At 42.4% G+C, this 24,687-nt stretch carries 11 protein-coding genes and 2 riboswitches; of the genes, 10 read left to right on the top strand and 1 reads right to left on the bottom strand.

Features of this window, described 5'->3' with window-relative positions; all coding sequences use genetic code 11:
* Positions 1 to 303 precede the first annotated feature (303 nt).
* The 8 genes from BUB56_RS12920 to BUB56_RS12885 all read left to right on the top strand — a co-directional run bounded on the left by BUB56_RS12920 (position 304) and on the right by BUB56_RS12885 (position 17,151).
* Positions 304 to 2,772, top strand: coding sequence for a sugar phosphate nucleotidyltransferase (locus BUB56_RS12920; RefSeq protein ID WP_110941726.1), 2,469 nt, complete (start codon positions 304 to 306; stop codon positions 2,770 to 2,772).
* 50 nt (positions 2,773 to 2,822) lie between these two features.
* The gene (locus BUB56_RS12915; protein WP_110941725.1) at positions 2,823 to 11,360 is read left to right on the top strand and encodes a glycoside hydrolase family 94 protein; all 8,538 of its coding nucleotides are present in this window, start codon (positions 2,823 to 2,825) and stop codon (positions 11,358 to 11,360) included.
* Positions 11,361 to 11,501: 141 nt separating this feature from the next.
* On the top strand, positions 11,502 to 12,680 hold the full coding sequence (purK, locus tag BUB56_RS12910; RefSeq protein ID WP_110941724.1) for a 5-(carboxyamino)imidazole ribonucleotide synthase: 1,179 nt from the start codon (positions 11,502 to 11,504) through the stop codon (positions 12,678 to 12,680).
* On the top strand, positions 12,677 to 13,201 hold the full coding sequence (gene purE, locus BUB56_RS12905; RefSeq protein ID WP_110941723.1) for a 5-(carboxyamino)imidazole ribonucleotide mutase: 525 nt from the start codon (positions 12,677 to 12,679) through the stop codon (positions 13,199 to 13,201). The genes purK and purE overlap by 4 nt, the downstream gene beginning before the upstream one ends.
* Positions 13,202 to 13,279: 78 nt before the next feature.
* Positions 13,280 to 13,392, top strand: a riboswitch (TPP riboswitch).
* Positions 13,393 to 13,471: 79 nt separating this feature from the next.
* A complete protein-coding gene (gene thiD, locus BUB56_RS12900; protein WP_110941730.1) occupies positions 13,472 to 14,272 on the top strand; it encodes a bifunctional hydroxymethylpyrimidine kinase/phosphomethylpyrimidine kinase in 801 nt (266 codons plus the stop codon).
* 22 nt (positions 14,273 to 14,294) lie between these two features.
* Positions 14,295 to 15,107, top strand: coding sequence for a hydroxyethylthiazole kinase (thiM, locus tag BUB56_RS12895; RefSeq protein WP_110941722.1), 813 nt, complete (start codon positions 14,295 to 14,297; stop codon positions 15,105 to 15,107).
* Complete coding sequence (gene thiE, locus BUB56_RS12890; protein ID WP_110941721.1) at positions 15,097 to 15,726, top strand: thiamine phosphate synthase; 630 nt, start codon at positions 15,097 to 15,099, stop codon at positions 15,724 to 15,726. Before thiM ends, thiE begins: the two co-directional genes overlap by 11 nt.
* Before the next feature lie 33 nt (positions 15,727 to 15,759).
* Positions 15,760 to 17,151, top strand: coding sequence for a sodium:solute symporter family transporter (locus tag BUB56_RS12885; RefSeq protein WP_110941720.1), 1,392 nt, complete (start codon positions 15,760 to 15,762; stop codon positions 17,149 to 17,151).
* A 157-nt stretch (positions 17,152 to 17,308) separates the two neighbouring features.
* Here BUB56_RS12885 and BUB56_RS12880 read toward each other — a convergent pair whose 3' ends face one another.
* Positions 17,309 to 18,196, bottom strand: coding sequence for a LysR family transcriptional regulator (locus BUB56_RS12880; RefSeq protein ID WP_110941719.1), 888 nt, complete (start codon positions 18,194 to 18,196; stop codon positions 17,309 to 17,311).
* Positions 18,197 to 18,742: 546 nt separating this feature from the next.
* Here BUB56_RS12880 and BUB56_RS12875 point away from each other — a divergent pair.
* Positions 18,743 to 22,522 (top strand): phosphoribosylformylglycinamidine synthase, encoded by a 3,780-nt coding sequence (locus BUB56_RS12875; protein ID WP_110941718.1) that lies wholly within the window; start codon positions 18,743 to 18,745, stop codon positions 22,520 to 22,522.
* Between the two features lie 319 nt (positions 22,523 to 22,841).
* Positions 22,842 to 22,943, top strand: a riboswitch (purine riboswitch).
* A gap of 254 nt (positions 22,944 to 23,197) precedes the next feature.
* Positions 23,198 to 24,523, top strand: a complete 1,326-nt coding sequence (locus tag BUB56_RS12870; RefSeq protein ID WP_207650445.1) for an NCS2 family permease — start codon at positions 23,198 to 23,200, stop codon at positions 24,521 to 24,523.
* Positions 24,524 to 24,687: the final 164 nt, after the last annotated feature.

Here is a 24,687-nt window from a genome sequence, read left to right as displayed (position 1 = left end):
AATAATCTTAGAGTTTCAGGGATTAAAAAATCGAAAGTATTCATGGATTTAACCTGTATTGCCATCATCGCATCTAAGATGGTAAAGGCTGATAAGAAATTGAATCATGCAGCATAAAACTAACAATGTAAAAATGGGAGGGATGCATTCATAATAAAAATTGAAAAAACTGTGGATAACTTAGTTTTATAGGGGTTGTCTAACCTTTTTTAGGGTCAATTTGGGATTTTTCACAGATTTTTATCCACAATTTCAATTTTTGAATTATGCAATATCCTCAAATAATAGAAAGGAAGTGATTCTATGAAGGCGATCATAATGGCCGGCGGTAAAGGGACAAGACTAAAGCCTATGACCTGCAATCTGCCTAAGCCTATGGTGCCAATATTAAATAAACCTGTCATGGAGTACTCCATTGAATTATTAAAAAAGTATGGGATTACGGATATCGGTGTCACACTAGCCTATATGCCCACATGCATAATAGATTATTTTGGAAATGGGGAGAGATGGGAGGTAAACTTGCATCATTTTATTGAAGAAACACCTATGGGAACAGGGGGAAGCGTTAAAAATGCGGAACCCTTTATTGATGATACCCTAATAATTATTAGTGGAGATGCTTTGACAGATATCAATCTACAGAAGGCAGTAGATTTTCATCAAAGGAAGAATTCAAAAGCAACCCTCGTGCTGAAAGATGAAGAGACGCCTATAGATTATGGGGTTGTTATAACCAGCAAAGAGGGGAAAATTATCCGGTTTCTAGAGAAACCAAGCTGGGGGGAAGTTTTCAGCAATACCATCAACACAGGCATTTACATTTTAGAACCAGAAGTGCTGGACTACTATAATCGGGGAGATATATTTGATTTCAGTAAAGATTTATTTCCGAAGCTATTAAGGGATCAAGTGCCATTATTTGGATATATTATGGAAGAATATTGGTGTGATGTGGGAGATCTGCGCTCCTATCGGCAGACTCACTGCGATATACTACAGGGGAATGTGAAGCTTCCCTTAAAATCTAAGGAAGTCATGAAAGGGATATGGATTGGAGAGGGCACAGAGATTGGAGAGGGGATTAGCCTCCAGCCTCCTGTTTATATCGGAAGCAATTGTATAATCAAAAATAATGTTGGATTAATAGGCCCGACAATTATTGGTGAAAACTGCTCTATAGGGGAGGGAGCGACGATAAAAAGGAGTATTCTTTGGGACCATGTGAATATTGACAAGAATACAAGTCTGCGGGGTGCCGTGTTATGCAATCAAACAACTGTTAAAAGCGGAGCAGAAATATTAGAGAACGTGGTCGTTGGTGAAGCAACCCTTATTTCCAGCGGAGCGTTGATAAAACCTGATATTAAAATTTGGCCTCACAAAAGAATCGAAGAAAATACAATTGTAAATCAAAATCTTGTCTGGGGGACTAAGATATCCAAAACCCTTTTTGGGTATAGAAATATTTCTGGTGAAATGAATATTGATATTTCTCCTGAATTTGCAGCTAGGCTAGGAGCGGCTTTTTCTTCCGCATTAAAGGGTGATCCCCATATAATCATCAGCAGTGACGGCAGCAACGAGGGCAAATTAATTCAGAGTGCTATTATGGCGGGAGTGGCCTCAACCGGTGCTCAAGTCATGATACTAAATGAATCATTTCTGCCGATGACTCGATTTGCTGTTCGATACTATGAAACCGATGGAGGTATTCATATACATGTAAATCCAAACTTGAATAAATGCTGTATCGAGTTTATAGATCATTCTGGCAGCAATATTACCAGAAGCCTGGAAAAGGAAATAGAATATCTCTTTAGCCGTGGAGATTTTAAACGATGCAGCGGGGATAAGGTAAGACAGCCAGTGGAAAATGCAAACTTTGGTTCGATTTTCTTCAGAGAAGGATTAAAGAAGCTGGAGAATCTAAACAAGATAAAGCAGTCGAGTACCAAGGTCATTATTGCAGCTTTGTCCTTTCCTGTATTATCTATGGCGGAAACATTTCTAAAAGATATGGGCTGTCACGTGAAGACAATTTGCCCTCATGATAAAAATATAAGAGCAGAAGCAGTTATTTCTACGCTGGTAAAGCAAATAATAGACAGCAAAGCTGCTATGGGAGTTTTCTTTAGCAGCTGTGGAGAAGAGATCGTGCTCATTGACGAGATCGGTAGAATAATGGGGCAGGAAAAATATAATATTCTAACCACAAAGATGGTTTTAAAGCAGGGAAAAGTAAACAGGATTATTCATCCCTATATTTCGTCAAGGATAATAGATCAATTGGCTAAAACCCATGGTGTTGAGCTAGTGAGAACAAAATCTGATCCGGCCAGCATTATGAATGAGATGTTAAAGGGTTATGGTAAGGCGGACACGCCAATCCAATATATTTTCAGATTTATGGGAATTTGGGCAATCGGATTAATCATTGATTTTTTGACGGGAGAAGAGGAGAAGCTAAGTGTTATCGTGGATCAAATCCCGGAGCCTTATTTTGTAAAAAAAGAAGTACAATGCGGTTGGCAGGACAAGGGCAGAGTGATGAAGGAAATGATTTTATCTCATGGGGCTGATAGCATTGAATTGTTTGAGGGAGTTAAGATGGAAAATGAAAATGGATGGGCCCTTGTTTTACCTGACAGCGAGAAACCTCTAGTAAATATTTATTCTGAAGGCTTTTCCCAAGAATATGCAGAGGAGCTTTCTGCAATTTTCTCAGAGAAGGTCATAAATCTAATCAATAATAGAAACAGCTTATGCTAAACCCTTGGTAAACCTTATAAAGAAAATTCTGGAAGGGAAGGATTCAATAGATGCTTACAGATTTGAAACATTATTGGAAGAACGCACATGAGAAAATTGAAAAGATACAAGATGTGCTGTTAAGCCAGGAGGAATTAGAAAAGCACAGTCGGGAAGTTGCGGTATTCCATTCCACATCCGATAAAATGAAATCAACAAAATCTTTATTGCATCGATTGGATAGTCATTATCGAACCATTTCTGCAGTATATCAAGAGGTAAATGGTTATACGAAGAAGCAGGAGGAGATTTCTCCGGCCTCTCAATGGCTGTTGGATAATTTTTATAAAATTGAAGAACAGGTAAAAGATATTCGATTAAATATACGCAGGGAAAGGTTTTTGAAGCTGCGTGTTCTGAGTGAAGGCCATCTAGTGGGTTATCCTCGGGTTTATGCTATTGCTCTAGAATTAGTTTCCCATACCGATGGCAGATTGGATGAGGAGGTTATTAAATCTTTTATCAGGGCATATCAAAGTCAGCAGGTACTAACAATTGCAGAAATCTGGTCACTTTCGCTAATGCTTAGAATTGCTTTAATTGAGAAGATCAGACTGCTATGTGAGAAAATCAGAAAAACAGAGGGTTCATGGAGGCAGGCAGAGGCACTCTTAAATTGTGAGGATGATGAAGTTTTAAATGCTATTAAGGATATCTTTGATGCCAGCGAAAAAGTGAATTATTCATTTATAGAACACTTTTTGAAAGCTATCAGAAGACAAGCCTATGACAAGGAAAATCTGATCAAATATATTGAGGAGCGGCTTAAGGAACACAATAAAACCCTAGAATATGTAATCGAAAGCGAACATCAGAGGCAGGCAGCAAGAAAAGTATCTATGGGGAATACAATTATCAGTCTGAATCTTATTGGTGTGCTGGATTGGAACGAATTTTTTGAAGAACTGAGTGTGGTGGAACACATACTCAGAGAGGAGACATCAGGTATTTATCAGCAAATGGACTTTGAATCAAGGGATTATTACCGTGGTCAAATTGAGAAGATTTCACATAGGTATCATATTTCTGAAACTAAAATTGCTAAGGCAGCTGTAAAATGTGCAGATCAGGAAGCTGAGTCTCCCGAAAAATATAGCCATGTTGGATATTACTTAATAGACCAGGGAAAACAGATTTTATTTGATGAATTGGAAATTAAAGACAAGCCTAGATACCGCAAACCGGCATCTTTATCTGTCTACTTATTTCCAATTTGCTCCATAACCATTGGATTTACATTTTTTTTTATGATATACACCTACATATCTGCTAAAAATATGGCTATTCTCTGGGGGCTGGCAGCAGGGTTAATTGCTCTGATTCCTATCAGTGAGATCGCTGTTATGCTCACCAATCGAATCGTTACAAAAACCATACCGCCAGATTTTATACCCAGATATGATTTCAAGGAAGCAATACCCCTAGCATTCAGAACGCTGGTAGTAATCCCTACCCTATTACCTGATAAAGGTAGGGTAATAGACCTATTGGAACAGCTGGAGGTTTATTACCTCTCTAACAAAAAAGAAAATATTGTCTTTGCATTAGCTGGTGATTTTAAAGACAGTATTCAGGCGGAAGAACCTAGCGACCAGGAGATTATTGATGAAGCGCTAAAAAGGGTGAGGATGCTGAATGAAAAGTACGGCAGTGAGATTTTCTTTTTCTTTCATCGCCATAGACAGTATGCTGAAGGACAAGAAAGATGGATGGGATGGGAACGAAAACGGGGAGCACTTTTGGAGCTTAATCACCTGCTGGCAGGAGAAAAAGCTACTTCCTATTCCATCATGTCGGGTAATCCCAATGACGGAGGGCCAATAAAATATGTAATTACCCTGGATGCAGATACCCGTCTGCCAATAGACACTGCAAAAAAACTGATTGGAATGATGGCACATCCTTTAAATGAACCGATAATTGATCAGGAAAGAAGAATTGTTGGTGAAGGCTATGGTCTAATACAGCCCAGAATTGATGTTAGCATAGAGAGTTCAAATGCAACTGTTTTTGCTCGAATATATGCAGGGCAAGGTGGAATAGACCCTTATACTACCGCCAATTCTGATGTGTATCAGGATCTATATCAGGAAGGAATATTTACCGGTAAAGGCATATACGATTTGACAATTTTTAACAAGGTATTAACAGATGCGATTCCAGATAACCTCGTGCTTAGTCATGATCTTTTAGAAGGCAGCTATATACGAACGGCATTAGCCAGTGATTTAGAACTTATAGACGATTATCCTGCCAAATACTGCAGCTACATGATGCGGTTACACCGATGGGTAAGAGGTGACTGGCAGCTGCTTCAGTGGTTGTCAGCTAGGATAAGAAATCGGGAAGGAAAAATAGTCTCTAATCCCCTTTCGGCTCTGTCTAAATGGAAAATATTGGACAACTTGAGAAGGAGCTTAATTCCCCTTGGGCTGTTACTGACATTTAGTATTGGTGCAACCCTAATCCCGGGTAACCCCTTGCTGTGGTTGGCTTTGGGAACAGTTACGCTGCTGCTTCCCTTTATGATTAACTTAGTTGATTCTATCAGAATAAAGATCAATGCTCAGCGCTACGGATTATGGGGAAACTTTTTTCAGGAATCTATACGTACGTTTTACCTAGCAGCTTTTCAACTGATATTTTTACCCTACCAAGCATATATGATGGCCGACGCAATTATCCGCACCCTATTTCGATTATACCGTTCCAATAAGAATTTATTGGAGTGGGTGACCCTTGCAGATTCGGAGAAAAAGCTGAAAAATGATTTAATCAGCTATATACGAAGAATGGCTGCTATATATCCAATAATTCTTTTGCTGTTTGTCCTAATGATTAATGGCAGACTGGTATATACAATAACAATTACAGCATTATGGATTATTTCCCCATGGGCAGCCTACAGGATCAGCAGTGAAAGGGTGAAAAATATCGCAGCCTTAGAAGAGGGAGATGAAATGATTCTCAAGAGAATTACGAGAAAGACCTGGGCTTATTATGAGGATTTGGTAGGGGAAGAGGATAACTTTTTACCGCCAGACAATTATCAGGTATATCCTCCCAGGGGAGCAGCCCGACGAACATCACCCACAAATATTGGATTCTATCTGTTATCGGTGCTGAGTGCCCGCGACTTTGGATATATTACCACAGCTAGAATGCTAAAGAGAATCCAGGAAACCATCAGCACGATTGAAAAAATGGAGACCTGGAGGGGTCATTTATACAATTGGTATGATACACAGACCCTAGAGGTACTAAGGCCCCAATATGTCTCCACTGTGGACAGCGGTAACTTTATTTCTTATTTAGCAGTGACCCGGGAGGGAATCAAGGAATATTTGCAAAGGCCAATTATTGATGAAAGAATGATAGAAGGACTTCGTGATACAGTCTCAATTGAAGAAGACAATAATCAGCTGGAAATGTTTATACTGCAGGAAAAGATAAAAGAGGAGAAGATCACCCTGCGTCAATATGCATCCTTAATAAATGAATTAATAAATAATCAAAACCATGAGATTAAAGGAAAAGAAAGATTTTCTGAGCAGTTAATGCTGATGAAAAAAGAAATGGAGTACTTCTTTCCATCGATTGTATATCAAGCAAAAGGAAATAATCCTGGAGAAGAATTCACTTTTATGAACGAAAGTTGGCCAAAGGAAAGAATCCCGTCACTGATGGAACTCGAGAAAATCTATGAGAGCCTATTATATCAATTGAATCAGAAACAAGAAGGGAATCAGGCTTTAAAAGAGACGCTTTCCAGCTATAAGCAAAATGTTGCACAGACCGTAGGGCAAGCCAATGATCTAATTCAGAGAATAGATAGGATTATTGCTGCTGCTGATTTTAAGTCTTTATATGATAAAAAAAGACAATTGCTTTCTATTGGTTATCATGCGGAAGAGGGAAAATTGACAAATGCTTATTATGATTTACTAGCTTCAGAAATCAGAACTACCAGTTATTTTGCTATTTCAAAGGGTGATATTCCAAAGAAACACTGGTATAAGCTGGGGAGGATATTTTCTGTAACCGATGGCAGCCGTGCTCTGGTGTCTTGGACGGGAACAATGTTTGAATATTTTATGCCTTTCCTGACAATGAAAAATTATGGGAGAACACTGCTCGATGAGACCTATCATACAGTGATTAAAGCACATCAGAACTATGGAAGAAGAAGAAATGTTCCATGGGGAATTTCTGAATCCGGTTATTATGGATTCGATATGCTGCTGAATTATCAGTATAAAGCCTTTGGTGTCCCGGATATTGGTTTGAAGCGGGGCCTAATCGATGAAATTGTTGTTTCCCCTTATTCTACACTATTGGCGCTTCCTCTAAGTCCAAGGGAGTCAATGGAAAATATAAGACGGTTCCTTGAGGATGACATGGAGGGAATTTATGGGTTTTATGAGGCCGTAGATTATACGCCGGAGCGGTTAAACGAAAAAACCAAGAAAAAAATTGTACAAAGCTTCATGGCCCACCACCTAGGAATGAGCATTGTCTCTCTAAATAATTATTTCAACGATTATATCATGCAGAAGCGCTTTCACCGCGATCCGGTAGTAAGGGCTGGCGAAACACTGCTTCAGGAAAGGCCGCCAATTCGCTCTATTATTACAAAGGAATTAAAGGAAACTCCTGCAGAAAACTATCTTCAGGATGGAAACCTTATTGGAGCAGTGAGAAGATACGGTTTACCGGAAGCATTGCCGCCAAGGTGCCATATTTTGTCCAATGGACATTACTCGGTTCTGTTGACAGAGGGGGGCAGCGGATACAGTGCTAAGGATGATCTACAGCTTACCCGCTGGCGGCAGGACCCTATCTTAGGCAGATTCGGCACCTTTATTTTCATTAATAATCTAAAGGCCAATCGTATTTGGTCTACAACCTATGAACCTTTACGGGATGATCCAGATGGGTATCAGGTAATTTTTGGACAGGATAAAGCAGAATATCATCGCACAGACGAAAATATCAGTACCCATACAGAAATAATTGTGTCTGCAGAGGACCCCGTAGAAATAAGAAAAGTTACTATTACAAACCATGGAACGGAGGAAGAACTGTTACAGATTACCAGTTACTTTGAAACAGTAATGGCCAATCAATCTTCCGATATAGCGCATCCTGCCTTTAGCAACTTATTTGTAAGGACAGAGCTATTGACAGAATATGATACACTGGTAGCTTCAAGAAGACCCCGGGGCCATAATCAGACCACGAAATGGCTGTTCCACTGTATGAAAGTGGAGGGAAATGTTCAGGGTGGCTTACAATATGAAACAAACCGAAACCATTTTATTGGCAGAGGAAAAAGTATCGATCGTGCAGATGCCCATAAACATCCCCTTAAAAATTATACGGGTATTGCCATTGACCCAATCATGAGCCTTCGAAGAACCATAAAAATTAAAGGTGGAGAAAGTGCTGTTATCATCTATGCCACCGGTTGTGAAGAAGCACGAGAGAATCTCATGGAACTCATCAAAAAATATCAAGATACCAGTGCGGTACAGCGGGCTGCAGAACTGGCACTGACAAGAAGTCAGGTAGAATTGACTTATCTAAACTTTAGACCACAGGAAATTGAAATTTTCTCAGAGGCTATGCCTTATTTAATCTATCTGAATCCAGGCCGCAGAGTATATGAAGAAATTCTAAAGCAAAACCGCAAGGGTCAGTCAGGACTGTGGGCTTATGGAATTTCAGGGGATATTCCAATTTTACTCCTTACTATAAAGAAGATAGAAGACATTGATGTGTTGAAGGAGATTCTAAGGGCCCATGAATATTGGCGTATAAAAGGGTTAAAGGTAGATCTGGTAATTCTAAACGAAGATGAAAGCAGCTATCTGCAGCCTCTTCAGCAGCTAATTAATGAGGTGGTATACAGTAGTAATGAAAGGCATCTTCTGAATCAACCGGGAGGCATCTTTATACGGGATGCCAATGTAGTACCAGAGGAAGATAAGGTTTTGTTTTATGCAGTTGCACGGCTTATTATCAAAGCAGAACTTGGACCCCTTAGAAAACAATTAACCAATATCCCTAGAGAAATAGCTTTGCCGCCAGAAAAGTCATTTAACGGCAGCAATCTAAAGTTTTTATGCCCTGATATTCCTATTGATGTTGCATTTTACAATGAGTACGGGGGCTTTAGCAAAGATGGAAAGGAGTATATTATTAAATTAAGAGACGGGATGCAGACACCTGCTCCATGGTCCAATGTTGTAGCGAACAAGGATTTTGGTTTTATCGTGACAGAAAGCGGGTCTGGATTTACCTGGGCAGAAAACAGTCGGGAAAACAAAATTACGCCTTGGTCCAATGATCCCGTATCAGATCCACCGGGAGAAATGATTTATATTCAGGATGGGGAGACAGGGGAAGTATGGTCAGTGACCCCCCTGCCAATCAGGGAAAGGGGAAGCTATGTAATTAAACACGGAATGGGCTACTCCACTTTTCTCCATAACAGCCACGGTATAGAACAGCAGCTTCAAATGTTTGTTCCTGCTGAAGATCCGATAAAAATTAACTATATTACTTTAAAAAACAGCTCTTCGATGAAGCGAAGACTCAGGCTTACCTATTATATAACACCTGTAATGGGTGTAAGTGATGAAATGACACGGCAGTATATTATGACCAATAAAAGCTCAGAAGGAGGGATTACTATAACGAACTCCTTCCAGTCAGATTTTCCGGGAAGAGTAACCCTTATGGATACCTCGGAAAACATCACAAGCTTTACCGGAGATCGTCAAGCCTTTTTTGGTTTAACAGGTGATATTGCTTTACCGGAGGGACTAAAAAGAGAGAAACTGAATAACCAGGTTGGTGCAGGTCTAGATCCCTGCGGAGCCATTCAATGTGAAGTTGAATTAGACAGCGGCGAACAAAGAGAATTAGTATTTTTGATGGGCCAGGTTAAGGAAGAGAGGGCCGTGAAAAGCCTGACAGCCCACTATAAAAGCATTGAGAACTGTAAAACTGCCTTAAGAGAGGTGGGGAAGCTGTGGCAGGAGTATCTTCATAAAATTCAAGTAAAAACGCCAGATCTATCTATGGACTTCATGCTGAATGGATGGCTGTTATATCAAACGATTGCCTGCCGCCTTTGGGCAAGATCAGCTTTTTATCAATCAGGAGGAGCCTATGGATATCGGGACCAGCTGCAGGATGCAATGAATGTCATGTATCCATATCCCGAGGCCATAAAGCGGCAAATTTTACTTCACTGTGAGCATCAATTTATTGAGGGAGATGTTCAGCATTGGTGGCATCCTGGTGCTGGAGAAAAAGGGATTAGGACCAGATTTTCCGATGACCTGCTCTGGCTGCCCTATGCCACAGCCGAGTACTTCCATCATACCCAAGACCGGGAGCTGCTGTATCAGGAGCGATACTTCCTGGAGGAAGAGCCTTTACAGGAGGGTGAGGATGAACGGTATGGAATTCCCAGAATCTCTCAAGAGAAGGCCTCTGTATACGATCACTGCATACGTGCCATTGAGCGGTCTCTACGCTATGGAATCCATGGTATTCCTCTAATGGGTTCCGGGGATTGGAATGACGGAATGAGCACCGTAGGGAACAAGGGCAGGGGTGAGAGCATTTGGTTAGGCTGGTTTTTATACAAGATACTGAAAAGCTTCGCTCCCATCTGTTCCCTGATGAAGGAAAGCGATAGAGCAGAAAGATATATAAAAATTGCAGAGGAAATAGCGCAAAACATTGAAAAGAATGGATGGGACGGAGAATGGTATTTGCGTGCATTTTATGATGATGGGAGCCCATTAGGCTCTTCTCAGAATACAGAGTGCATCATAGACTCACTTGGTCAATCCTGGTCAATTATATCGGGAGGCGGTGATCTGCAGAGAAGCAAAGCAGCTATGCGTGCAGTTGAGGATTACTTGATAAAGAAGGAAGAGGGTTTAATTTTGCTCTTTACTCCGCCCTTTGATGATAGTGATCAAGAGCCGGGGTATATTAAGGGTTATGTTCCCGGCGTAAGGGAGAATGGGGGGCAGTACACCCATGCTGCAACTTGGGTAATAAAAGCTTTTGCAATGGCAGGTGAAGGCGATCAGGCTTGGAATCTCTATCATATGATCAATCCCATCAATCATACCAGAACCCCCTTTGAATGTTCCGTGTATAAGGTAGAACCTTATGTTATTGCTGCCGATGTATATGCAGTTAGTCCTCATATCGGAAGAGGCGGCTGGACTTGGTATACTGGAGCAGCTGGCTGGATGTACAGTGTGGGAATGGGAGACATCCTGGGATTGAGAAAAGAGGGTAATGCCCTTTATTTTGAGCCATGCATACCCAAGGATTGGGCAGAATACGAAATTAAGTATAAACATGGTAATGCCCTATATCATATCCTTGTAAAAAATCCAAATGGAGTGAATAGGCATGTACGGGAGCTCTCAATAGATGGTATAAGACTGCAGGGTAAAAAAATAGAGTTGACAGATGATCAAAAAAACCATTATATAGAGGTGATTTTAGGTGATTGATTATGGGATGAACTTCTTTCGATAGTTTTTCATAACCACAGATAATACTTATTATTAACTGCATTAATTATACTTATGATGAAAATTGTGTTACAATAAAAGGGAAAACAGCGGACAAATAGGCCTTCAGGAGGTGGAGCAATGACTTTGGCTGGGTATCTTGAAAAAAGAATAGGTATCGTTGGCGGAGGACAATTGGGAAAAATGATGATTCAAGAGGCAAAAAAAATGGGAATTCACGTAACCATATTAGACCCTGTACCCAACTGTCCTGCTCATAGCATAGCCGATGCACATATTATGGCAGATTTCAAGGATGAAGCCGGGCTGCGGGAGCTAGCCGAACAATCGGATGTATTAACTTACGAGTTTGAACATATCGGTGTAGAGATACTTCAGGCATTGGAAGAAGAAGGGCATCCTATCTATCCAACCCCTAAGAGCTTAGCCGTGATACAAAATAAGTTTCTTCAGAAGGAAGCCTTAAAAAATGCAGGTTTGCTGGTTCCTGACTTTCTGGGGGTAGAGAATCAGGAGCAGCTGCGGGGGATTGGCGGCATTTTAGGTTACCCTTTTCTGCTAAAAGCCTGTACAGGGGGCTATGACGGGAAGGGAAATGCCTTGATTCAGCGCCCTGAGGACCTGGAAGAGGGCTACAGGCAATTGGGCTCCGGGAAAATACCCCTTATGGCAGAGGCCTTTGTGGCTTTTGAAAAGGAAATTTCTGTATTAGCCTGCAGAGGATTATCCGGGGAAATTGTCCTATATCCTGTGGCGGAAAATTTCCATCAGGATAACATATTGATCGAAACAAGAGTGCCTGCAGATCTGTCACCGTCCGTATCAGAAAAGGCCCTCCAAATGGCCTATAAGGTCATGGAGGTTTTTGAAGGTGTAGGGATGTTTTGTGTAGAAATGTTTGCCACCCATGAAGGAGAGGTTGTGATCAATGAGGTAGCGCCAAGACCCCATAATTCCGGTCACTATTCCATTGAAGGCTGTGTGACCTCTCAGTTTGAGCAGCATATTAGAGCCATACTGGGTCTTCCCTTAGGAGAAACAACCCTGGTACGGCCAACGGTGATGCGCAACCTGTTGGGAGAAGAGGGCTGTATAGGGAAAGCAAGGGTGGCAGGCGTTCATGAAGCCTTAGGGATTCCAGGCGTGAAGCTTCATGTATATGGCAAGGAAGAAACGAAGCCAAAAAGAAAAATGGGCCATATAACGGTAACCGCCCAAAGCATGGAAGCCGCGGCCCAGCTGGCAAAAAGAGCAGCTGAGCAGGTAAAAATCCTATCGATAGAGGAGGGGACACAATGAAACCAATGGTAGGCATCATTATGGGCAGCGATTCAGACCTGCCGGTTATGACTGAGGCTGCAGTCATATTGGAAAACTTTCAAATTCCCTATGAACTGACTATCGTATCAGCCCATCGAACGCCTAAAAGGCTGTATGAGTATGCAGAAACTGCCTGGGAAAGGGGCTTGAAAATCATCATTGCGGGAGCGGGAGGAGCCGCTCATCTGCCGGGGATGGTGGCATCCCTCACTACAGTTCCGGTAATCGGAGTGCCTGTCAAAACTGCCGCACTGGGGGGTGTAGATTCTCTCTATTCCATTGTACAGATGCCGCCGGGCATTCCTGTAGCTGCAGTAGCTATAAACGGAGCAAAAAATGCCGGAATCCTGGCGGCACAAATATTAGGAAGCTTCCATGAAGAGATCGCAAAAAAGGTCGCTGTCTACAAATCGGAATTAAAAGATATGGTAGAAGATAAAGCAGAGAAACTGGAGACAGTAGGCTATGGTGCCTATCTGAAACAAATGAATGAAAAATAACATTAGCCCATAAATATAAATGGATTGATTATTCTCTTCAACTATGTTATGATTGCTACGTGAGCAAAAAATTGAATCCCTTTACACTGGGAGAGTTGGAAAGGCCAACTGAGAGAAAGACCCTACGAAGTCTTTGATCCCTATTACCTGATCTGGATCATGCCAGCGTAGGAAAGTGTATTTGACAAGGTTTTTATTGTGTCGTTTCGCACAAATCCTACATTGGGATTTGTGCTTTTATTTTGCAAAAAAAAACTGGAGGTGATTGAAATGAAAAGGATATTAACCATAGCCGGATCAGACAGCTGCGGCGGCGCAGGCATTCAAGCAGATCTGAAGACCTTCTCTGCCCATGGATTATTCGGCATGAGTGTCATTACTGCTGTCACAGCGCAAAATACCCAAGGGGTTTTTGGGGTTCAGGACATTTCAGCGGAACTGATTCAGAAGCAGATTGAGGCAGTTTTCGATGATATTGCTGTAGATGCAGTAAAGATTGGCATGGTTTCCATCACAGATACCATCAAGGTTATTGCGCAAACCTTAGAAAGATACCCGGTAAGAAACTTGGTTGTAGATCCGGTGATGGTTTCAAAAAGCGGCTACCATTTACTGCAGCCGGAGGCAAAGGAAGCCTTGATCCGGTATCTGCTGCCTATGGCTAAAGTGGTTACGCCGAATATTCCTGAGGCGGAAGTGATCACAGGGATGAAAATCAATGATCTGGAAGACATGAAAAGTGCGGCTGTTCAGATTTATCATATGAATCCTGAGTATGTATTGGTAAAGGGTGGTCATTTAGAAGGGGAAGCCGTTGATTTATTGTACGATGGAAAGGATTTTAAGTATTATCATTCTCCAAGGATACATACGCAAAATACCCACGGCACGGGCTGTACCTTATCTTCTGCCATCGCGTCCAATCTGGCAAAGAATATGTCTGTAGCTGAGGCCATTGAAGGGGCTAAGGCATATATAACCGTAGCCATTGAGCAGTCCTTTTCTATCGGCAAAGGGGTAGGACCTACCCATCATTTTTATGAGCTCTATAAAAAAGCAGGATTAATATAATTGTCTAAGGAGGGTGACGAAAATGTTATTTTCGTATTTTCATGAAATATATGAAGGCATCAAAAGAGATAAACCATTGATTCATCATATTACCAACTATGTAACTGTCAATGACTGTGCCAATATTGTATTAGCCCTGGGAGGCTCTCCTGTGATGGCCGATGATCACAAAGAAGTAGAGGAGATGGTATCCATCGCATCAGCTTTGGTGCTGAATGTAGGCACCTTAAATCAACGGACAATAGAATCCTTTATCCTGGCAGGAAAAAAAGCAAATGCATTGGGAGTTCCCGTGGTCTTGGACCCTGTAGGCGTTGGTGCCACAAACCTGAGAACACAAACCCTTCAGCGGATACTCAAGGAAGTTAAACTGTCTGTTTTAAGAGGGAATATGTCAGAAATCAAGAACATTTACGGACAGGATGGAAAAACAAGGGGCGTAGATTCTGTAGATGACTCTTTAGCCGGTGGCAAGGAAATCGCTCTGGAATTGGCAAAAAGGTTGGACTGCGTGGTGGCTATCACGGGGGCAACGGATATTATTTCTGACGGGGAGCAGGTTTTCTATATAGAGAATGGACATAAGATGCTTTCCAGGGTAACCGGTACAGGATGCATGACCACTTCACTTATTGGAACCTGCGTCGGAACAAAGAAAAATCCTTTCCACGGGGCAATTATGGGAACGGCGATTATGGGAATAGCAGGGGAAATGGCATACGAAGCTTTAGAACAGAAGGAAGCAGTAGGCACCTTTAGGATGAAGCTGATGGATGCCATTGGAAGCTTTTCTATGGAGTGTTTTCAGGAAAGAGGAAAAATTCATGAAGCCTAATGTGAACTATGGACTCTATCTGATAACAGACAGGGCGTGTCTCCAAGGTAAAAATCTCATTGAAACAATTGAAGAGGCCATAGCAGGCGGTGTAACTTTGGTGCAGCTGAGAGAAAAGGATGCATCCTCCTTGGCCTTTTATGAGATTGCTGTGCAGGTAAAGGCATTGACCTCCAAATACGGAATTCCACTGGTCATCAATGACCGCTTGGATATTGCGTTGGCCGTTGATGCCGACGGCTTGCATGTAGGTCAAAGTGATTTGCCCGCCAGTGTAGCAAGGAAAGTACTAGGAAACCATAAGCTTTTAGGCGTTTCAACGGCCAACCTGGAAGAGGCTTTGAAAGCCAAGGCAGAGGGTGCTGACTATATTGGCGTTGGCGCGTTGTTTCCTACCAATACTAAAACAGATACCCGGTGGGTTACGCTGGAACAATTGCAAAGCATTAAAGAATCAGTAAATATACCTGTAGTAGGCATTGGCGGCATTCAGGAATCCAATGCCTTAGCAGTGAAAGAGACAGGGATTGATGGTATTGCTGTAGCATCGGCTATATTGGCAGCTCCGTCAGCAAAGGAAGCTGCCAGGAGATTGTGGAAGAGTTTTATGAATGCATAATCAGGAAATACAAAAAAATATTGGAGGAAAAAGATGTTATCCTATTCATATATCATGCTGCTTATGATTTTTACAGTTGGAATTTTTACAGGCATCGGCGTTTTATACAGCAAGGGAAAGATCAGTACTACCGATGATTTTTTGACAGCAAGAGGGAGTACAGGGACAAAAACCCTGTCAGCAACGCTGATGGCCTCCTTTCTGGGCGTATTTCTCTTGTTCACACCTCCGGAGGCAGGGATATTAGGGGGACTTCCGGCAATCATCGGCTACGCAATGGGCGTAGCCAGTCTTTATGGTGCATTTATTGTCCTGAGTCCTAAAGTTAGAAATTATCTGCCCGAGGGAAGCACCCTTACGGACTACGCATGGAAAAGATATGGGAAAAAGATGTATGGGTTAACGGTGATTTTATCCTTATTCTATATGCTGGTGCACCTCGTTGCGGAGCTGACAGCCATTGGGATGGTGGCAAGTCAATTGGCGGGGATACCCCTTATCCATACAACCTTGCTGGTTGGGTTTGGAACCATGATTTATACAGCCTATGGAGGACTTCGCGCTTCGATGTTTACAGATTTGATACAAATGATCTTCGTAGGGATTTTACTGGTAGGGGTTACAGCTGGATTCATCTACTATGGAGGCGGAACCCATACAATATTCACCCGGATAGGCACAAATACACCCCAACTGCTGAGTCTTAGCAATTGGGGAGGAATTCAATACGGATTAACCCTGTGTATTGCAGTTTTCGCGGCAAACTTATTTCATCAGGGTTATTGGCAGAGAATTTATGCCGGCAGGAACAATGAAATACTGCATAAGTCTTTAAAAAGCTCTATACTACTAGTTGTTCCCATTATGCTGTTGACAGGGTTTTTGGGAATCCTTGCTGGAGCCTTCCATGCAGGGGATAATCCTTCTATTGCAGTTTTTACATTGGCAAGCAGCTTATTTCCTAAGGCTTTTATCATAGGGCTCTTCCTATTGGCCCTGGTACTGGTGATGAGTACGGTAGATACCCTGCTCAACGGGATTGTAGCTACATTTACCATTGACGGCAGACGGTTGTTTAAGCAGCTAAAGGAGGAATCGGTACTTCCCTTTGCCCGGACCATTACTATCCTGCTGATGATTCCTGCAGCCATACTTGCAGCAAAGGGGTATAGTGTATTGTATCTGTTCTTTGTTGCTGATTTGGTGTGTGCCGGCGTATTCTTTCCGCTTTTCTATGGTTTGTTTTCGTCCCGCTGCAATGAAAAAACCGCCCTATGGTCAGCGCTGCTGGGTATCGGCTCCGGAATTCCCTTTTTTGTTGCGGGAAAGCTGTTGTGGAGCTTTTTGACACCGGTGGTTGTATCAGGAGGGATCTGCCTACTGGCAGTCCGATATCAGAAGGAAAAGATTGAAACTGTTCAGTAGTCAAGCAGATTTGCCTGAGAAGCAACAATGTTTTTAATAAAGTCGGGGATAAGTATTTATAGGGTATATGGTTTTTATCTTAGAATGAAGGCAGGCGTTTTTCTCTGCCTTCATTCATATTTTCCTACCAATGTATTAAGACGCAAATATCCTTTCCCTACTTCATCAGCAATTCTAAAAACCTGCTGGCAGCGATCGGTACCGGCAGGTTTGCAGGAGATAGGACCCCAAGGTTTCGCTGAGGCAGTGTTTCTCTGATATTCAAGCGAAACAACTCATCCATTGACAGCATATCTCTAAGACTATCCTCCATGACAAAGGAGATTCCCAGGCCAATTTTAGCAAATTCAAGCAATAGATCCACACTGCTGATTTCTATTTCAGGGGTAATGGCTGTGTTATGCTGCAGCAGAAAAGCATCCAGCAGACTTCGGGTGGTGGTATTTTTCTCAAGGGTTAGGATCGGATATCCCTCCAGTTCTTTTATAGAAATCTCCCGGCCCTGTAAATCTATAAAGGCATCCCCTGCCACAAAGGCATACTGCACTTTTGCCAGTTGATGAACATGCAGGCTGGGTTCTAAGCTCTCTTCAGGAAGATTGACAACCGCAAGGTCTACGATCCCCTTTTTCAAAAGCTCAATGCAAACGGGGGAGGTACGGTTGGTAATATGAATACGGATTTTTGGATATTGACGATGGAACTGCCGAATAAAGGGAAGAAGATAGTATTTGCAGATTGTGTCACTGGCTCCGATGCGCACCTCCCCCTCCTGCAATGAATGAATCTGATGAATGTGTTTCTCTCCGCTCTTGATAAAATGATAGGCCTGTTCAATATGACGAAAAAGGGCTTCTCCTTCCTGAGTGAGGCGAACCTGCTTGGTATGGCGGATAAAAAGGCGGCAACTCAGCTTTTCTTCCAGCAGCTTGATGGACTGGCTGACCGCAGACTGGGAAATAAACAGCTGTTGTGCTGCTTCTGAGAAATTAAGATGCCTTGCCACATGGTAAAATACCTTATAGAGCTCAAAATTAATATCCAATTATAATCACTCCTAATAAAAAATATTAATATCATTAATTTTAATTATTAATTTTATTATGTTACAATAAATTTGTAAAGATACAGTTATAACCCTATTAGATTCTATTTCGTGTAACGCGTATAGATTTACGCCAGTAAAATGAAAGATAAATGTAGGGGACGACCCATAGGCGTCAACTTAACCCATAATTTGTCATCCTGAGCGGAGTAAAACGGAGTCGAAGGATCTTTAAGCTAGATGATATATTCTGATAATCAAAAGTAATCTTGCTTATGTTTTATAAGATTCTTCGCTAACGCTCAGAATGACATGCTTCTAAGGTTTATTTGGAAATAATTGGATTACGTTGACGCCTATGGGGGACGACCTATGTGTCGTCCCGAAAAAGCGGGCAGACACGCAGGTCTGCCTCTACAAAACAACATCTTGTTGTAGACGCGTAAATCTATAGGAGTATTAACATATAAGTTTTTTAAAGCATTGACACTGTTATAAGCAGATTACTCAAGCGATATATTCTATAAGGAGAGGCTGGGATATAGGATGAAACAAAAGGTGCGCAGAATCTATGTAGAAAAGAAAAAGGGCTTGGATATTGAGGCACAGCATTTATTGGCAGATCTAAGAGAGAACCTGGGAATGAAAGCTTTGACCAATCTGCGGATTGTCAATCGTTATGATATTGAGGGGATTGATGAGGAAGCTTACCAAAAGGCGAGGAATACTATTTTTTCAGAGCCCCCGGTAGATGAAGTGATGGATGAAGAGCTGACAATTGCAGAGAATACCCGCTATTTTGCTGTGGAGTATTTGCCTGGGCAATACGATCAAAGAGCAGACTCCGGTGCCCAATGTATTCAGATTCTTACCCAGCAAGAGCGCCCCGATGTAGTTTCTGCGAAAGTCATTCTATTGGAGGGAGATTTATCCCAAGAGGACTTTGAAAAAATTAAGGCCTATTGTATCAATCCCGTAGACTCCAGAGAGGCAGCCATAGATAAACCGGAGAGCTTAGAAATGATATCGCCGACTCCGGCAGACGTAGCCGTGCTGGAAGGATTTATAGATATGGACAAGGATACGGTGCAGCGTTATAGAGAAGCAATGGGCTTTGCCATGAGTGAAGAGGATTTATTGTTTGTTCAAGGGTACTTTCGGGATCATGAAAAACGAAACCCTACCATTACAGAAATCAAGGTAATCGATACCTATTGGTCCGATCACTGCCGTCACACCACATTTCTCACAAAAATTGAAGAAGTAGAGATCCAGGAAGGCAGTTTTACAGTGCCTGTGAGCGCGGCGTATGAAACCTACAAGGCAGCCCGCAAGCAGGTATATGGAGACACTGAAGGGGATATGACCCTTATGGACCTGGCGGTCATTGGCATGAAGGAGCTGAGAAAGTCAGGTAAGCTGGAGGATTTAGACCTATCCGATGAAATCAACGCCTGTAGTATTGAGATAGACGTTAACATTGAAGGTCAAACCGAGAAATGGCTCTTGATGTTTAAAAATGAAACTCACAATCATCCAACAGAAATCGAGCCCTTTGGCGGGGCTGCTACCTGCTTGGGAGGGGCCATCCGGGATCCCCTGTCCGGGAGAACCTATGTATATCAGGCCATGCGTGTAACCGGCAGCGGAGACCCCCGGACAAAGATAGAAGATACATTGCCCGGCAAATTGCCTCAAAGAAAGATTACTACAGGAGCTGCTGCAGGCTACAGTGCCTATGGCAATCAAATCGGTTTAGCTACGGGTCAGGTAGCAGAACTGTATGATGAGGGCTTTATTGCAAAAAGAATGGAAGTAGGAGCAGTAATTGCAGCTGCACCAAAGGCCAATATAGTAAGAGAAAAGCCCCAAAAAGGAGATGCGGTGATTCTTCTGGGGGGGAAAACAGGAAGAGACGGATGCGGCGGTGCAACCGGTTCCTCAAAGGAGCACACCGAGGAATCCATATTAAACTGTGGTGCTGAGGTACAAAAAGGCAATGCCCCGACAGAGAGAAAAATCCAGCGTCTCTTTAGAAACCCTGAAGTCAGCCGATTGATCAAAAAGTGCAATGACTTTGGTGCCGGCGGGGTATCTGTAGCCATTGGAGAATTGACTGAGGGTTTAGTGATTGACCTGGATCGGATTCCTAAAAAATATGAAGGATTGGACGGTACTGAGCTGGCCATCTCCGAATCCCAGGAAAGAATGGCTGTAGTCGTAGCTGAAAATCAGGCGGAGAACTTTATTCGGCTGGCGGCAGAAGAAAATCTGGAAGCGGTGGTAGTGGCCTGGGTGACCGATGATCGCAGAATGAAAATGCATTGGCGTGGAAAAACCATTGTGGATTTAAGCAGGGATTTTCTAGATACCAATGGTGTGAAGCAGCATACAAAGGTATATGTACAGGCACCGACAGAAGAAAGCAATTATTTTAAACAGCTGCCTTTAGAAGTAGACCAATATAAAGAAGATTTAGCTCAGGCCTGGCTTGCAAACCTACAGGATCTCAATGTTTGCAGTCAGCGTGGACTGGTAGAGCGCTTCGACAGCACTATCGGTACCGGTACGGTTTTGATGCCCTTTGGAGGACAATATCAAGGGACTCCTGCAGAAGGCATGGCCGCAAAGATACCTGTACTGACAGGGGATACCACAACCGGTTCCTTGATGTCCTTTGGCTATAATCCTCAAATTGGAAAGTGGAGTCCTTTCCATGGTGCACTTTATGCCGTGGTAGAAGCGATAGCCAAAATTGTTGCCATGGGAGGGGAGCACAGGAAAATACGCCTTTCTTTCCAGGAGTATTTTGAAAAACTGGGAAAAGAGCCAAGCAAATGGGGGAAACCTTTCAGTGCCCTGCTAGGGGCCTATAGGGTGCAGCATGCCCTGGGAATACCTGCTATCGGCGGAAAGGATAGTATGTCCGGTACCTTTAAGGAGTTAAATGTTCCCCCTACCCTTGTAGCCTTTGCAGTGACTACAGAGGATGTAAGAAAGATCATTTCGCCGGAATTCAAAAAGCAGGGAAGTCAAGCGGTCTGGGTTCCTATGGAAAGAGATGCTCAGGAAATCCCCGATTTTGATGCTATGAATTTTATCTACAATAGGATTACAAAGCTGATCCATGATAAAAAAGTATTATCCGCCCACAGCATTCGTCAAGGGGGAATCGCTGCGGCCATCAGCAAGATGTGCTTTGGAAATCAAATTGGAATTCGATTTGAAAAAAGGATGGAATTCAGTGATCTGTTTATACCCCATTATGGTTCTATCATCTTAGAAATTCCGGAAGGAGAAGTGATTGAGGAGATTTTCAAAGGACTTCCCCATGTGGTGCTGGGAGTTACTACGGAAGAACCAATAATTCAGATTAATGATAGGAGGATCGCCTTAAAGGATGCGCTGGCAGCCTGGGAAACACCTTTAGAAAAGATATTCCCAACAAAGGCTTCTCCGATTCAAGGGAAACCCAGACAAATCACCTATACAAACAGAAATCAAAAGAAGCCATCGATCCAAATTGCAAAACCAAGAGTGTTTATTCCCACTTTCCCCGGTACCAACTGCGAAGTAGATTCCGCAAGAGCTTTTGAAAAAGCAGGGGGGCAGGTAGAAACCTTTGTATTTAGAAACCTGAGTGCTGCAGACATAGAAAATTCTATTGTCACAATGGCAAAGGCTATGGGCAAGGCACAGATTATCATGCTTCCGGGAGGTTTCAGCGCAGGCGATGAGCCTGACGGCTCAGGCAAATTTATTGCTACAGTTTTTAGAAATCCAAGAATCAAGGAAGCTGTAATGGAGCTGCTGCAAAAGCGGGATGGGTTAATGCTGGGGATCTGCAACGGATTCCAGGCACTGATCAAGCTGGGGCTGCTGCCCTACGGAGAAATAAGGGATATGGATGAGGACTGTCCTACCCTAACCTTTAACCAAATCGGCCGTCACGTGTCCCGATTGGTGGAAACAAAAATTATCTCTACCTTATCCCCCTGGTTTGCAAAGGTAGAAGCAGGAGACATACACAGAATTGCAGTTTCCCATGGTGAAGGCAGATTTGTAGCTAAGGAAGCTGTGATAGAGGAAATGATCCGAAGAGGTCAGATCGCTACCCAATATGTAGATTTGAATGGCCGTGCAACCTATGACATTGCCTTTAACCCAAATGGTTCCCTAGAGGCAGTGGAGGGAATTACCAGCCCTGATGGCAGGATATTGGGCAAGATGGGGCATTCAGAAAGAATTGGAAGCTATATCGGGATAAATGTTCCCGGGGAGAAGGATCAGCAGATCTTCCGGGCAGGGATTGAATATTTTAGATAAGCTTAAAGTGAAAGATATATTATTGCGAAATGCTATTTAAATCGTTTATTTGGTAATTTCAATAGGTAGGGACGACCTATGTGTCGTCCAAAAAAGCGGGCAGACATCCAGGTCTGCCCCTACAAAATCATGGTATCATGGCGGCTGAAGTTCTTAGGAAAAATAAGTTTGCACAGTAAAAAATAGAATAAAAGATTCATATTTAAAGAATAATGTTCGTGTTTAATCAAATTAATTATCATCCTCCTTAAAAAACATTCGTAAAACCTATTGACGTTATTAGGGTACCTTTGGTATGATAAAGATACAATAACAAACAAAAAACAACATAATGTTTGCTCATATAGTTTCGGAGATATGGTCCGAAAGTTTCTACCAGACAGCCAAGAATTGTCTGACTATGGGTGAAAGTGTATCTAGGGTTCCGGCCTTGAACTGTTTAAAATCGTAGAATGATTAAATATGGATATACTATTTAATAAATATGGTTTATAAACAGGATTCAATGGTGTTAGGACCGAGTGATACAGGTATTGCAGCAATGCGATGCTACACCGAGGGGATAAAAGCCCGGACGGGAAGGTTTCACTACGATGAGCGTCTAACCTTCCCATCCGGGCTTTGCTATTGACGCCATCGAATGAACCCTTCCTAAATCAGATGAGGAGGATGAAAATGGAACTGACAAACAAAAAGCCTGAGGCAGGCATGCTAAACCAATTATTTAAGCTTTCACAGCACAAAACCAACGCAAAAACAGAAATCATTGCTGGAATTACAACTTTCATGACCATGGCCTATATCCTGATCGTGAATCCTGATATCCTTAGCGCTACAGGCATGGATAAGGGTGCATTATTTACAGCTACTGCATTATCTGCGGCTATCGCAACGATCTGTATGGCATTGTTGGCCAACCTACCCTTTGGTTTGGCACCGGGAATGGGTTTAAACGCATTCTTTGCTTTCTCTGTAGTATTAGGTATGGGGTACAGCTGGCAGTTTGCTTTAACTGCAGTTTTAATAGAAGGGTTTATCTTTATTGCACTAACATTACTCAATGTCCGTGAAGCTATTATTAACGGAATGCCTATGGTTATTAAAAACGCAGTGAGTGTGGGAATCGGTCTATTTATTGCTTTTATCGGATTTCAGAACGCCGGAATTATCGTAAATAATGATGTGGTTTTAGTAGGATTAGGGGATCTTGGAGACCCAGGGGTGTTGTTGGCCATTGTAGGAATATTAATTACTGGGTTTTTACTGATTAAAAATGTTAAAGGCGGTCTGTTGATTGGTATGATCATCACAACTATCCTAGGGGTATTCATTGGCAAGGCTTCACTGCCAGTAAATCCGGTAAGTGCACCGCCGTCTATCGCTCCGATTTTTATGCAGTTTGAATGGCATAATATTTTTACCTTCGATATGCTGTTAGTGGTATTCACTTTCTTGTTCGTAGATTTATTTGATACCTTAGGAACTTTAATTGGCGTTTCTACTAAGGCAAATATGCTGGACAGCGAAGGCCGGGTACCAAATGCAAAGCAGGCTTTACTGGCAGATGCCATCGGAACTACTGTAGGGGCAGCACTGGGAACCAGCACGGTTACCACTTATGTTGAAAGTGCTTCCGGTGTAGCAGAGGGCGGAAGAACGGGATTAACTGCATTGACTACAGGAATCCTGTTCCTTGCAGCTACTGTATTCGCCCCAATCTTCACAGCAGTACCTCCTGAGGCAACGGCACCTGTACTGATCTTGGTAGGTCTGTTCATGATGAGTCCAATCTTAAAAATCAACTTTGATGATTTTACTGATGCGATCCCTGCATTCCTGACAATCATCATGATGCCTTTGAGTTATAGTATTGCGGAAGGTTTAATCTTTGGTGTAATTTCTTATGTAGTGCTAAAAACCTTATCCGGAAGATCAAGAGAAGTACACCCAATGATGTATATTATTGCTGTGCTGTTCATACTGAAACACATAGCTGGCTAAATTGAATAGCCCGAAATAGATGAAGAAGTCTATATCGGGCTTTTTTTATCCGACTTTCGCTTGAATAAATAGGAAAACAATCTAAATATTGGTACGGTGCATGGCCCATTTTCCCATTGGATTTCATGTTCCCCTAGATTCTCCATGCACCGTCCCCATATCTA

It is taken from the genome of Geosporobacter subterraneus DSM 17957 (assembly GCF_900142145.1).
GTDB lineage: Bacteria > Bacillota > Clostridia > Peptostreptococcales > Thermotaleaceae > Geosporobacter > Geosporobacter subterraneus.
The sequence above is the reverse complement of the archived record's forward strand: the minus strand, read 5'-3'. Positions and strand labels throughout refer to the sequence as shown.

Excerpts from the sequence above, each read along its gene's own strand:
- BUB56_RS12920 (WP_110941726.1), top strand. The coding sequence starts at position 304 with ATGAAGGCGATCATAATGGCCGGCGGTAAAGGGACAAGACTAAAGCCT.
- BUB56_RS12870 (WP_207650445.1), top strand. The coding sequence starts at position 23,198 with ATGGAACTGACAAACAAAAAGCCTGAGGCAGGCATGCTAAACCAATTA.
- thiE (WP_110941721.1), top strand. The coding sequence starts at position 15,097 with ATGAAGCCTAATGTGAACTATGGACTCTATCTGATAACAGACAGGGCG.
- BUB56_RS12885 (WP_110941720.1), top strand. The coding sequence starts at position 15,760 with ATGTTATCCTATTCATATATCATGCTGCTTATGATTTTTACAGTTGGA.
- BUB56_RS12875 (WP_110941718.1), top strand. The coding sequence starts at position 18,743 with ATGAAACAAAAGGTGCGCAGAATCTATGTAGAAAAGAAAAAGGGCTTG.
- purK (WP_110941724.1), top strand. The coding sequence starts at position 11,502 with ATGACTTTGGCTGGGTATCTTGAAAAAAGAATAGGTATCGTTGGCGGA.
- thiM (WP_110941722.1), top strand. The coding sequence starts at position 14,295 with ATGTTATTTTCGTATTTTCATGAAATATATGAAGGCATCAAAAGAGAT.
- purE (WP_110941723.1), top strand. The coding sequence starts at position 12,677 with ATGAAACCAATGGTAGGCATCATTATGGGCAGCGATTCAGACCTGCCG.
- thiD (WP_110941730.1), top strand. The coding sequence starts at position 13,472 with ATGAAAAGGATATTAACCATAGCCGGATCAGACAGCTGCGGCGGCGCA.
- BUB56_RS12915 (WP_110941725.1), top strand. The coding sequence starts at position 2,823 with ATGCTTACAGATTTGAAACATTATTGGAAGAACGCACATGAGAAAATT.